Source organism: Micromonospora sp. NPDC049799 (assembly GCF_040656655.1).
Classification (GTDB): domain Bacteria; phylum Actinomycetota; class Actinomycetes; order Mycobacteriales; family Micromonosporaceae; genus Micromonospora.
The window spans coordinates 1-11849 of the sequence record NZ_JBFAMU010000013.1 but is presented as its reverse complement, the minus strand read 5'-3'; the positions used below and the strand labels follow the sequence as shown (position 1 = coordinate 11849).

General features: G+C 71.6%; 13 protein-coding genes. 4 read left to right on the top strand and 9 right to left on the bottom strand.

Features of this window, described 5'->3' with window-relative positions:
- The first annotated feature begins 148 nt into the window (after positions 1 to 148).
- A complete protein-coding gene (locus AB0I76_RS02750; protein ID WP_357028970.1) occupies positions 149 to 589 on the top strand; it encodes a DUF6223 family protein in 441 nt (146 codons plus the stop codon).
- 199 nt (positions 590 to 788) lie between these two features.
- Positions 789 to 1130, top strand: a complete 342-nt coding sequence (locus tag AB0I76_RS02745) for a metalloregulator ArsR/SmtB family transcription factor (RefSeq protein ID WP_357029018.1) — start codon at positions 789 to 791, stop codon at positions 1128 to 1130.
- Between the two features lie 154 nt (positions 1131 to 1284).
- Here AB0I76_RS02745 and AB0I76_RS02740 read toward each other — a convergent pair whose 3' ends face one another.
- The 6 genes from AB0I76_RS02740 to AB0I76_RS02715 form a co-directional block, all read right to left on the bottom strand.
- Complete coding sequence (locus AB0I76_RS02740; RefSeq protein WP_357028967.1) at positions 1285 to 2889, bottom strand: DHA2 family efflux MFS transporter permease subunit; 1605 nt, start codon at positions 2887 to 2889, stop codon at positions 1285 to 1287.
- A 334-nt stretch (positions 2890 to 3223) separates the two neighbouring features.
- Positions 3224 to 3727 carry a GNAT family N-acetyltransferase gene (locus AB0I76_RS02735; protein WP_357028964.1) on the bottom strand — a complete coding sequence of 168 codons (504 nt, stop codon included), beginning with the start codon at positions 3725 to 3727 and terminating at the stop codon, positions 3224 to 3226.
- 175 nt (positions 3728 to 3902) lie between these two features.
- Positions 3903 to 4184, bottom strand: a complete 282-nt coding sequence (locus tag AB0I76_RS02730; protein WP_357029016.1) for a GNAT family N-acetyltransferase — start codon at positions 4182 to 4184, stop codon at positions 3903 to 3905.
- An 11-nt stretch (positions 4185 to 4195) separates the two neighbouring features.
- Positions 4196 to 4927, bottom strand: coding sequence for an NAD(P)-binding domain-containing protein (locus AB0I76_RS02725; RefSeq protein WP_357028961.1), 732 nt, complete (start codon positions 4925 to 4927; stop codon positions 4196 to 4198).
- 37 nt (positions 4928 to 4964) lie between these two features.
- Positions 4965 to 5996, bottom strand: a complete 1032-nt coding sequence (locus AB0I76_RS02720) for an LLM class flavin-dependent oxidoreductase (protein WP_357028958.1) — start codon at positions 5994 to 5996, stop codon at positions 4965 to 4967.
- Positions 5989 to 7038 carry an LLM class flavin-dependent oxidoreductase gene (locus tag AB0I76_RS02715; protein ID WP_357028955.1) on the bottom strand — a complete coding sequence of 350 codons (1050 nt, stop codon included), beginning with the start codon at positions 7036 to 7038 and terminating at the stop codon, positions 5989 to 5991. Before AB0I76_RS02715 ends, AB0I76_RS02720 begins: the two co-directional genes overlap by 8 nt.
- A 111-nt stretch (positions 7039 to 7149) precedes the next feature.
- Between AB0I76_RS02715 and AB0I76_RS02710 the strand changes: the two genes are divergently transcribed.
- Positions 7150 to 7677, top strand: a complete 528-nt coding sequence (locus AB0I76_RS02710) for a MarR family winged helix-turn-helix transcriptional regulator (protein WP_357028952.1) — start codon at positions 7150 to 7152, stop codon at positions 7675 to 7677.
- Between the two features lie 28 nt (positions 7678 to 7705).
- Positions 7706 to 8554 carry an SMP-30/gluconolactonase/LRE family protein gene (locus AB0I76_RS02705; protein ID WP_357028949.1) on the top strand — a complete coding sequence of 283 codons (849 nt, stop codon included), beginning with the start codon at positions 7706 to 7708 and terminating at the stop codon, positions 8552 to 8554.
- 48 nt (positions 8555 to 8602) lie between these two features.
- Here the strand turns inward: AB0I76_RS02705 and AB0I76_RS02700 are convergent, their stop codons facing one another.
- Genes AB0I76_RS02700 through AB0I76_RS02690 form a run of 3 tightly spaced genes read right to left on the bottom strand, consistent with a single transcriptional unit; the run spans position 8603 to position 11699 of the window.
- Positions 8603 to 9787 carry a glycoside hydrolase family 16 protein gene (locus tag AB0I76_RS02700; RefSeq protein ID WP_357028946.1) on the bottom strand — a complete coding sequence of 395 codons (1185 nt, stop codon included), beginning with the start codon at positions 9785 to 9787 and terminating at the stop codon, positions 8603 to 8605.
- Between the two features lie 33 nt (positions 9788 to 9820).
- A complete protein-coding gene (locus tag AB0I76_RS02695) occupies positions 9821 to 11086 on the bottom strand; it encodes a BNR-4 repeat-containing protein (protein ID WP_357028943.1) in 1266 nt (421 codons plus the stop codon).
- A 16-nt stretch (positions 11087 to 11102) separates the two neighbouring features.
- Positions 11103 to 11699: a bifunctional 4-hydroxy-2-oxoglutarate aldolase/2-dehydro-3-deoxy-phosphogluconate aldolase gene (locus AB0I76_RS02690; RefSeq protein WP_357028940.1), complete on the bottom strand. Its 597-nt coding sequence runs from the start codon at positions 11697 to 11699 to the stop codon at positions 11103 to 11105.
- Between the last annotated feature and the right edge of the window lie 150 nt (positions 11700 to 11849).

The following is an 11849-nucleotide window of genomic DNA, read 5'->3' as shown; positions in this document are numbered from 1 at the left end:
CCGCCTGCGACGTCCGCAGCAGTCGGATGCGCCACCGGTGGCAGCGCGAAGTGCGTACGCCTGCAGGACGACCGGCGGTGGGCCCGGGCGACATGATCAGGCGGCGACATCCGGACCTCGGGAACGAGACGCAGGAAAGAGGAGAGCCATGAGCTCAGGAACGCTGAAGACGATCCGTCTGGTGCTTGCCGCCGCCGCGGCCACCCTGCTCGGAGGGTTCGGGCTCGCCGCACCGGCGGCCGCGTACGTCTCGGCCCAGCCGGCCGCCGCCAGCGTCTCCACCATGAGCGCCGGGCGACTCGGGGCCTCGGTGGCCGCCGTGCTGGGGCTGGCCGGTGTGATCATCGCCGGACTGGCTCTGGCCCGCCGCACCAGTCGTGTCGGCACCGGGACCGGACGACACGGAGCCACCGTGGCCCTCGCCGCGGGGCTGATCGGCATGGCCCTCGGCGGGCTGGTGGTGGCCACCTCCGACAGCGGCATCGGCACCGGCAACGGCCGGGGCGGGGCCTACGTGGCCGTGGTCGTGGGGCTGATCGCCACGGTCCTGGGTGGACTGGCTCTGCACCGCTCACGCCGCACCGGCTGAGCGGCCGGCCCGGCCATGGTGGGGCGGTGCCATGTCGCGGGTTCTGCCCTCGGGGCGCTCTCCGGCGGGTGTGGGGAGCCCTCCATGGCACCGCGAGGATGGGCAGCGGCAGGTCGCCATCGGGTACTACTGCGCGTTCCACCGGCCTGTCGACGGTGTTGATGGAACGATGTAAGACGTGGGAACCGCGAAAACTGCTATGCCTGCCATCTCGCCGCTCTCCGGCGAGCCGATCAAGCGCGCCGATGCCGAGCGGCTCGCGGAAGTGCTGAAGGCCTTCGCCGATCCGGCTCGACTGCGACTGCTCAGTCTGATCCAGTCGGCTCCGGAGGGCGAGGCGTCCGTCACCGACCTCACCGCGCCGCTGAATCTCTCCCAGCCGACCGTCAGTCATCACCTCCGGATCCTCACCGAGGCGGGTCTGCTCGAGCGCGAGAAGCGCGGCGTCTGGGCGTACTACCGCCTGGTGCCGTCCGCGATCGCGGCGATAGCCGACCTGTTGACGCCGCCCCGCAAGCGGGCGACGAAGAGAGCCCGCTGACGGGCAGGATGATCCGACGCGCACCGCCCTTCGGCCACGGCGAAGAACGGCGAACCGCACGTCGACCGAGACGGCGGAACCCGGGAGCATCGTGTGCTCCCGGGTTCCGCCGTCGTAGGTACGTACGATCAGACAAGCTGCCCGACAGGTCGGGTCAGTGGATGACGACGGGGGTTTTGATCTGCTCGTCGCCCGGCTGGTCGTCCAGCAGGTGCGAGCGTTCCCGCCGACGGGGCAGGAACGCGGCCGGGATGAACGTCAGCAGTACCAGCGCGAAGCCCACCCAGAACGTCGTGGCGAAGGAGTCGGCGGCGAAGTCGAGCCCGCGCTCGATGACCGACGGCTCGACCGGGAACTGCTGGGTCAGCTCCGGCCGTTGCTGCACGGCGATGGCCAGGCCGGCTTCGGTGACCGGGGCGCCGTTCGGGTCCACCGCGCCGGGGATCGGCCGGGAGTTGTTCAGCTCGTTGGTGAGGATCACCGACATCACCGCGGCGCCCACGGAGCCGCCGATCTGTTGGAGGATGTTCACCAGGGTCGAGCCGCGGGCCACCTCCGGACCGGAGAGGGTCCGCAGCGCCGAGGTCATGATCGGCATCATCGTGCCACCCATGCCGAGACCCATCACGAACAGCGAGCCGCACAGCAGCACGTACGACGTGTTCGGGTCGACCTGGGTGAAGGTGAAGAACCCGGCCGCGATCAGCACCAGCGCGAACGGCACCGTACGGCCCACCGGCACCTTGTCGGCCAGCATGCCGGCGATCGGCATGGTGACCATCGCACCGAGGCCCTGCGGCGCCATCAGCAGGCCGGCGGTTAGCGTCGACTCGCCGCGCACCTGCAGGAAGTAGCTGGGGAACAGCAGGCCGGCGCCCATGAACGCGATGATGAACACGAACAGGGTCACCGACGCGATGGTCAGGCTGCGGTTACGGAACAGCCGCAGGTCGAGCAGCGGGTGCCGCGGCTTGAAGGAGTAGAGGACGAACGCCACCACCAGCGCCGCGCCGACCAGCATGGGCAGCCACACCTCGGGGTCGGCGAAGGTGCCGGCCTCGGGCAGTGTGGAAACGCCGTACAGGAAGAGGGCCAACCCCGGCGAGAGCATCAGCATGCCGAGGAAGTCGAACGACTCCGAGGGTTCGGGGTTGTCCTTCGGCAGGGCCATCTGGGCGTAGACGAGCCCGATCGCACCGATCGGCAGGTTGATCAGGAAGATCCAGTGCCAGCTCGCCACGTCGATCAGCCAGCCGCCGAGGATCGGGCCGCCGATCGGGCCGAGCAGCATCGGGATACCGAGAACGGCCATCAACCGGCCGATCCGGTGCGGACCCGCGGCCCGCGTCATGATCGTCATGCCGATCGGCATCAGCATGCCGCCGCCGAGGCCCTGCAGCACCCGGTACCCGATCAGCTCTCCGATCGTGTCGGCGGTGGCGCAGAGGCCCGACCCGATCGTGAACAGCGCCAGGGCGATCATGTACAGCCGTTTGGTGCCGAACCTGTCCGCCGCCCACCCGCTCAGCGGGATCACCGTGGCCAGCGCGAGCGTGTAGCCGGTCATCGTCCATGCGACGCGGGCGTAGGAGGCGTCGAACTCGCTCTGGAACGTCGGCAGCGCCACGCTCACCACCGTCACGTCGAGGATCGACATGATCGCGCCGAGCACGACGACGCCCGCCACCTTGAAGACCGCGGCGTCGAGCTTGTCCGATGTCGGGACAGGCTGCGGTGTCGCGACAGGTTGCTGTGTCACGAAATCTCCTGAGTCAGATTGGCCGAACGGATGAGCGGTGGTGGCCGGCGCGGCGCGTGCCAGGACAGGGGCGCGACGTGCTGAGGGGTGAAACCGCAGGAAGACTAACCGCCGACACCGACACCCCGCCGCTTGTTTAGCGACCGGCAGAGGGCCACGTGAGGCCGATCACGCCCGGCGCCCGGGCAACCGGCGGCGAGCCCGTACCACGGTCGCGGTGCGCGTGGGAGCGGCGAGACCTTCTCCTTGCTCATGAGATCGCGGACGGACAGCGTCAACGGCAGCTGAGCAGGGTGCACATCCACGGCGAGGGACACCGTCGTGGGTACACCTGTCAGCCGGACACCTCTGCGGCGCCTGACGTCGGCAGCCGAAGCCGCATGGCGGGGGACGTCGTGCGGACGAAGCCCAGCGAGCGGTAGAGCGGCTCCCCGCCTACGGAGGTGCGCAGGTCCACGGTCCGGATACCGCGGTCGCCGTACCAGGCGAGCAGTGCCGTCATACAAAGCCGGGCGTACCCCCGCCGCCGCTGGTCCGGCTCGGTCACGACGTTGAAGACGTATCCGCGCTCGCTCGTCGGGTCGTCCGGCCCGCCGAGCCGGCAGTCGACGGCACCCACCGCAGAGGCAGCCAACGCGCCGGGCCGGTCAGCGCGGTCGACGACGAAGGCGACCATGGTGGGGTCCGGAGCAGCGAGCCGGGTCCGGAGGGTCTCGAACGCCGCTCGCTGCCACCCGTCGGCGGCCGACCCACGCGGGGCGATCTCGCCCAGGAACACGCCGCGCAGACGCACCAGCTCCGCCGCGTCCGCCGCCGTCGCCCTGCGCGCCTCACCCATGGCCCGGAAGAGTAGTCACCGCGCGGACGACCCTGCCGGGGCATCGTCGCCGGGCACCGCACGGACGGTCGTCACTCGCCGGCGTGCCGGCACCGGCGAGCGTCGTAGCTGACCGGGATCTCCGGGCCCGAGTACCGCTTGCCGCCCTCGAAGGGGTCGTGCGTGGCCGGCTCGGTCACGGGTGCCGGACCAGGTCGGCATACTCGGCGTGGCGGCCGATGTAGGAGGCGACGAACGAGCAGAGCGGGACGACGGATCGGCCCTGCCGTCGTACGTCGTCCAGCGCCTCCCCGACCAGTCGCGAGCCCAGTCCGCGCCCCTCGTGGGCGACGTCCACCTCGGTGTGGGTGAGGACCACGCGGTCGTCGACGAGGCGGTAGTCGGCGAAGCCGGCGAGGGTGCCGTCGACCAGAACCTCGTACCTCGTCATGTCCGGATTGTTCCGAACGACGATCATGTCCCCGTCGCTCACTGTCCGCCTCCGTGGTCGATCAGGCCCCGTGTCCCGGCACGTGCGCGGGCGACGATCCGCCCCCGCTCCGACTCCGGGAAGCGGTCGAGTCTGGCGCGGACCTCGTCCGCGTCGACGTCGGCGCCGAAGAGCTCGGTGCCGGGTTCGAAGCGTATGCCGTCGGCGAGGGGACCGGCGATGACCGGGTCGAAGCCGAGCGCGTCCACGAGGGCGGCGACGGCGGCGAGATCGGCGGAATCGTCGCCGGCGATCGCGACGGCCGTGCGTCCGGCGGCGCCCGCGGGTCGGGCCTTGTCCTCGATGTCGTGGTAGCCCACGTGGTTGAACGCCTTGACGACACGGGCGCCCGGAAGGAACGCCTGGACGATCTCGCTGGAGGACGTCCGTGCGTCGGTGAGGTCGTCGCGGATGCCGTCGACCTCCCACCAGTAGTTCATGGCGTCGACGACGAGCTTTCCGCGCAGGGCGTCCGCGGGAATGGTGCGGTACCTGCCGAGCGGGAGGGCGAGGACGACGATGTCGGCGCGGGCCGCGGCGTCGTGCGCGGTCGTGGCGACCGCGCCGGGAGTGAGCACCTCGACGGTCAGCGCGATCCGCGCGGGATCGCCGGAGCCGGCGATGAACACCCGGTGACCGGCGGCCAGGGCGAGCCGGGCCAGCACGGTGCCCAGCTTGCCCGCACCGAGGATGCCGAGGGTCCGGGGGCCGTCGGGGGCGGTGTCGTTCATGTCGTTCCCTTCCGTTCGGTGCTGAGCCGTCGGTAGGTCAGCCGGCGAGGATGTCGCGGACCATGGGGATCACCTTCGTGCCGTACAGCTCGACGGCTCGGAGGCGGGCGGAGACCGGCTGCGCGCCCGCGGTGTAGATGAGGTCGAACCGGCCGACCCCGAGGTCGTCGATCGTGCGGGCGATCCTGCGGGCGACGGTCTCCGGCGAGCCGATGTAGAGGGATCCCTGCGCGATCTCGGCGTCGAACTCGGCGCGGCGGATCGGCGGCCAGCCGCGCAGGGCGCCGATCCGGTCCCGGATGACCCGGTAGTGCGGCCAGAACACCTCCCTGGCCTCCTCGTCGGTGTCGGCGACGAAGCCCGGCGAGTGCATGCCGACCGGATGCGCGGTCGTGCCGAACTGGGCCGCGGCCCGCCGGTACAGGTCGAGGTAGGGCGCGAAGCGCGTGGGCGGGCCACCGATGATGGCGAGCATGAGCGGCAGGCCGTGACGTGCGGTGCGTACGACCGACTGCGGCGACCCGCCGACGCCCACCCAGGTGGGGAGGCGTCCCGACTCGGTCTTGGGGAAGACGTCGGCGTCCCGCAGTGGGGCGCGCAGGGTCCCGCTCCAGGTGACCGGCCGCTCGTCGAGCAGCTTCACGAAGAGGTCGAGCTTCTCCTCGAACAGCGCGTCGTAGTCGGCCAGGTCGTAGCCGAACAGCGGGAACGACTCGGTGAACGAGCCGCGTCCGAGGATGACCTCGGCGCGGCCGCCGGACAGCGCGTCCACGGTGGCGAAGCGCTGGAACACGCGTACGGGGTCGTCCGAGCTCAGCACGGTCACCCCGGAGCCTAGGCGGATGCGCGAGGTGCGCGTGGCGATCCCGGCGAGCACGGTCTCCGGGGTCGACACCGCGTACTCCGGTCGGTGGTGCTCGCCGATGGCGATGGCGTCGACGCCGAGGGCGTCGGCCAGCACCGCCTCGTCGACGACCTGCCGGATCGCGGCGGCGTACGAGACCGGGGTCCCCGCGTCGTCCTCCGGCACGTCGCCGAAGGTGTCGAGGCCGAACAGGAGGTCAGACATGGAGGGGCTCCTCGGCGAGTAGTTCCCGCACGCGCGGGGCGACCTCACGGCCGAGCAGTTCGATGCTGCGGGCGCGGGCCTGGCGGGGTAGGTGCATGACGTCGTACTTAAGGTCGAAGCGGCTGAGCCGCAGGTCGCGGGCCATCGTGGCGATCTTCCGCGCGACCGTCTCGGGCGAGCCCACGAAGAGTGCTCCGGTGTCGATCTCGGCCTCGTACCGTTCCCGGGTCGGCTTGTAGAAACCGCGCTCCCGGGCGACCTGCCGCACGACCGGTTGCCAGTAGCGCCACCAGGTCTCCGCGGCCTCCTCGTCGGTGTCGGCGACGAGGCCGAGCGAGTGCTGCCCGACCGGCTGCGCGGAGTGCCCGTACTGGTCGAGCGCGCGGTGGTAGAGGTCAACGTGGCCGGCGAACCGTTGCGGGCGCCCGCCGATGATCGCCAGCATGAGCGGAAGCCCGTAGCGGGCGGCGCGGATCACCGAGTTCGGGCTGCCGCCCACACCGATCCAGGTCGGGATGCCACCCGGCCCCATCCGCGGGTGCAGGCGCTGCCCGACCAGCGGGCTGCGGACGGTGCCCGACCAGGTCACCGGGTCCTCCCGCTGGAGCCGCACGAACAGGTCGAGCTTCTCCTCGAACAACTGCTCGTAGTCGGCCAGGTCGTAGCCGAACAGCGGGAACGACTCGGTCGCCGAGGCGCGCCCGAGGATGAGCTGCGCGCGGCCGTTCGACACCGCGTCGAGTGTCGAGAACTCGTGGTAGAGCCGGACGGGGTCGTTCGTGCTGAGCACCGTGACCGAGGTGCCGAGCCGGATGCGCCCGGTGGCCGTCGCGATCGCCGCGAGCAGCACGGGCGTCGCCGAGTCGGTGAAGCCCTCCCGGTAGTGCTCCCCCACGCTGAACACGTCGAGGCCGACCGATTCGGCGAGCTGCGCCTCCTCGACGATCAGCCGGAGGGTCTCGGCGTCGCTCAGGACACGGTCACCATCGGTGGCCACCTCGCCGAACGTGTTGAGCCCCAGTTCGAAGCCTTCGGCGCCCATGGTGTCCTCCTGCTCCGTTACCCGGGGTGCGGCGTGTCCCGCCCTGTGACCGCCAACCTGATTGACGTGTCAATTATGCCCGGTATGATTGACACGTCAATTGGAGGACGGATGACGGAGAACACACGCCAGCAGCGCAGACGGCAGCTGCCGACGACGGAGCAGCTACGGATCTGGCGCGACTTCATCGAGACGGCGGAAGCGCTCAGGTCCGAGCTGTCGTCCCGGCTGCAGAGCGAGTCCTCGCTGTCGCCCGGCGACTACGTGGTCCTGCTCGCCCTCAGCGAGGCCGAGGGGCGGCGGATGCGCTCCTCCGAGCTCGCGGCGGGCATCGGATGGGAACGCAGCCGGCTGTCGCATCACCTCGGCCGCATGGAACGGCGTGCCCTCGTCCGCCGCGAGGAGTGCGCCGCCGACAGCCGGGGGGCCGAGGTCGTGCTCGCGACCACCGGCGCCGAGGCATTCGGGGACGCCACGGTGCCGCACCTGCGGGCGGTCCGCGAACTCTTCGTCGACGCCCTCACGCCGGACGAACTGGTCGCTGCGGGCGAGGTCGCCGCAGCGCTGCGCGCGCATCTCGATCGAGTGCGCGAACCGCGACGATCCAGGACCTCGCGCCCGGAAGGCGGAGACCGCTGACACCCAGCACCCCGCTACCATCGGCCTGATGCGGGCCGAACAGATCTCCGACCCGGTGGCCGGGCACGGCGAGGGACCGGTCTGGTGGCCCGGCTGGGGTGGGTTGCGCTGGACCGACATGTTCGCCGGAGACGTCCTCACCCTCGACCCCGACGACGGCACCGTGACCCGGCAGCACGTGGGCGGGTTCCTCGCCGCGTTCCGGCCGCGGGCCGGCGGCGGCATGGTGGCCGCGCTGGGCCGAGGTTTCGCGTTGGTCGACGCCGACGGGACGGTCCGGGAACTCGGCGACCTGTGGGCCGACCACACCGTCCGGATGAACGACGGCGGCTGCGGCCCGGACGGCCGCTTCTACTGCGGCTCGATGTCGGCCGACGGCTCGCCGGGTGCGGGATCGCTGTACCGGCTGGACCTCGACCTCTCCACGCATCGGGTGCTGAGCGGCGTGACAACCTCCAACGGGCTCGCCTGGAGCCCGGACGGCACCGCGGCGTACTACGTGGACAGCGCCACCCGGCGGGTGGACCGCTTCGACCACGTCGACGGCCTGCTGGTGGGCCGGCGGCCTCTCGCGGTGATGCCGGAGGGGGCCGGTGTGCCCGACGGCATCAGCGTGGACGCCGAGGGGCACGTGTGGGTGGCCATGTGGGCGGGCTCCCAGGTACGCCGGTACGCGCCGGACGGTCGCCTGGACGCCCGGGTCGACCTGCCGGTCAGCCGGGTCAGCGCGTGCACGTTCGGCGGCCCCGCGCTCGACCAACTCTTCGTCACCACTTCGCGGCGCGGAGTCGATCCCGCCGACGAGCCGAACGCGGGAGCGCTGTTCCGCGTCGCCGTCGGGGTGCGCGGGCTGCCGGTCGTGCCGTTCGCCGGCTGAGCCGGCAGGACCCACCCGGGGGCGGGAGCCTGCCGGCTCGGTCCAGGATCAGACGCGGACGAACTTCACCGCGTCGGCCCGGGCGCAGCCCGAACCGCTGGCGGTGGTCCGGACGTGGCCACTCGTCCCGGCCGGGAAGTACCAGCTGCCCAGGGACACCCACCCGCTCGATCCGGAGGAGCCGTCGAGGGTGCTGGTCGACGTCGTGCCGTCGTGGACGACGTCGTAGCGCTGGGCGGGGTCGCTGCCGGCGTACGCGATCTTGTGCACGAAGACCTGGTACGTGCCGGCGGCACGCAGGTCGGGTCGCCAGGTGGCGGTGGCCCCGGCGGTCCCGCAGGCGGCGTACCGGGTGGGCGAGGCGTACGTCCAGCCGGTCAGGGTCGAGTTGGACCAGTTCCCGGTCTCGGTGTAGCCGTACGCGGCGGGGCTGTCGTTGTCGACGTAGTAGTCCTTCTGCCAGTACCGCACGTAGTCGAACTGCACCGCCGACGGAAGCTTGCTGACGTCGGGCACGGTGCCGTAGGCGATGCTGGTCAGCCAGATGGCGGTGTAGTCGTGGGTCCATTGGTCCGGGGTGTATGGCTGGGTCGCCTTCAGCACGCCGTCGACGTAGTACCGGACCGACCGCTCTCCCCAGTCGACTCCGTAGGTGTGCCACTGACGCAGATCGAGGCCGATGTCGTAGATCCCACTGGTGTAGTAGGGCGAGGCCTGCTGCCCGGAGCCCCTCCAGGTGATCACGTTGTGCCGCAACCGCTGCGGTTCGATCGAGTCGATCTCGAAGACGTCGATCTCGGTGCGCTGGTCGGCCGGGTACGTCGTCGACCCGTCACCGGCCTGGAGCCAGAACGCGCTGTGCCAGCCGGCGCCGTCGTTGATCTTCGCGCGGGTCTCGTAGTAGCCGTAGCGCAGCTTCTGCTTGCTGACCAGACCACCGCCGGTGAAGTTCTTGCCGCCGTAGCTCTCCTGCCGCAGGGCGATGGTCATCGCACCGCCGGTGAGCGAGACGTTCTGCGGTCGCTGGGCGCTGTAGGCCTTGACGTCGGTGCGGTAGTTCCACTTCCCGGTGTCGACCGCCGTGCCGTTGAACTCGTCGGAGAAGGCCAGGGTCCAGCCGGTGCCGGTCGGCGCGGCGTGGGCGGGGGCGGCGACCGGGCCGAGGACGGCCAGGCCGCCGGCGGTGAGCGCGACGGCGAGCCCGCCGCGCAGGACGGATCCGAGGGTACGCATGAGAACCTCCGAGGGGACGGAAAGGTGCCGGGGTCAGTCGCGGCCGTGGTACAGGCGGCCGTTGGTGGTGTCCGCGAGGTAGAGGACGTCGGTGCCGGCGGCGTTGGGTTCGACGGCGAGCCGGTCGATCGGGAGGCCGGGTGCGACCGGTGCGGTGGTCCAGGTGCCGCCGTCCTCGGTGGCGACGAGGACCCGGTCGGCGCCGGCGGTGCGGGCGAAGTAGATGCGCTTGCCCTCGGTGGGGTGCCAGGTGATGCCGAGCGCGGCCCGGGTCTGCTCGGCGGCCCACACCGTCTGCCGGGTCCACGCTCCGCTCCCGCCGACGTACGCGTAGCGGACGGTGAAGACCGGGCCGCTGGCCAGCGAGCGGTAGCGGTACGTGATCTTCGGGCTGGTGCCGTCGAGGGTCAGCTTGGCGCTCTGCACGGCCGGGCCGGTGCTCTCGTTGCCCTCGTAGACCTCGCCGGCCTCGACCGGCTGCACGACATCGGCCGTGCTGGTGGAGACCGGCACGGTCCGGGTGGCGCCGGTCCGGTCGACGAACGTGCCGCTGCCCGGCCGGTACTTCAGGTAGCTCAGCTGATGCCGGAACGCGGCGGACGGGTAGAGACTCCACTCCCAAAGGAGGTGCAGGTCGCCGGCGGAGTCGAAGCGCAGGTCGTCGGGGTAGACCGCCCGGTTGGCCGAGGCGGCGACCACGGCGACCCGGCTCCAGGTCGAGGCCGCGTCGTTCCAGCGGTACAGCCGGCCCGTGCGGCCCCCGCTGCTGCTGCCGTCCAGGCGGGCGAACAGGTACACGTCGCCGTTGGGTGCGCTGGTGAGCACCGGATAGGTCACGCCGATCCCCTGGTCGGGCATCTCGCCGGAGCGATTCTGCGGCACGCCGCCGGGGCTGTCGGAGCGGAAGTACCGCCACGTGTCGTTGTGCATGGAGGCGAAGACGTGGAACCGGCCGCTGCCGTCGCGGGCCATCGACGGCTGGTTGTGTCCGATGTCGTCGGCGTACTCGGCCCGGGTCGAGCCGTTCATCAGCGGCAGTCGGGTCCACGAGCCACTGCCGTCGCGGCGGCCGATCGCCACCCGGTGGGTGCCGGCCGTCGTGCCGGGCTCGTTGAAGGCGAAGTAGGTGTACTGCTGGGCGCCCACGTACGTCTCGACGGGAGTCCACCAGGCGGCCTGGTTGGACGAGTCGATGGGGTAGGGAACGAGGGTGACGGCGGCCGGGGCGGCGAGGGCCGGGCCGGGGTGGAGCGCCACCGCTGTGAGGACGACGAGGACGCCGGTGAGGAGTCTGCGCACAGCTGCCTCCAGGAGGTCATCCGGCCAGCGCGGCCACCATCGCGGCCAGCCCGCCGGGGCGGGTGAGGGATCCGCCGACGCCCAGGGCACGGGCGCCGGCGGCACGGAACTCGGCGGCGTTGGCGGCGGTGATCCCGCCGGTGGCCACCAGGTGGAGATCGGGGAACGGTCCGCGCATCTCGCGGATCCAGGACGGCCCCAGGGAGCTGGCCGGGAACGCCTTGAGCCAGTGGCACCCGGCTCGCCGCGCCCGGTGCACCTCGGTGGCGGTGGCGACACCGGGCAGGTGGGGCACCCCGGCCGCGACGCTGGCCGCCAGCACGTCGAGGTCCAGACCGGGCGCGACCGTGAAGGCGGCGCCCGCCTCCACCGCGAGGCGGACGTGCTCGACGGTGAGCACGGTGCCGGCACCGACCGGCTCGCCGCGGGCGGCCCCGGCTCGGGCCACCGCCGTAAGGACGCCGAGCGCCTCCTGGCTCTGCACCGGGACCTCGACCACGCCGACACCGGTGTCCCAGACGGCTTCGGCCAGGTCGACGGCGGTGTCGAGGGGCAGTCCTCGCAGGATCGCCACCAGGGGACGGTCGCCGAGAATGGTGGCGAAGTCCGTCATGGTCGTACTCCCAGGGGTTCTCGGGCGGTGTGGCGGTGGTACGCCGTGGGGGGGCGGGGGGGCCCCCCCCCCGCCCCCCGCCCAAGAAAATTTACCACAAAAGGAACGCGCGCGCCGGGGTCGCCGATTAGGGGGCGGGGCCGCCGATCA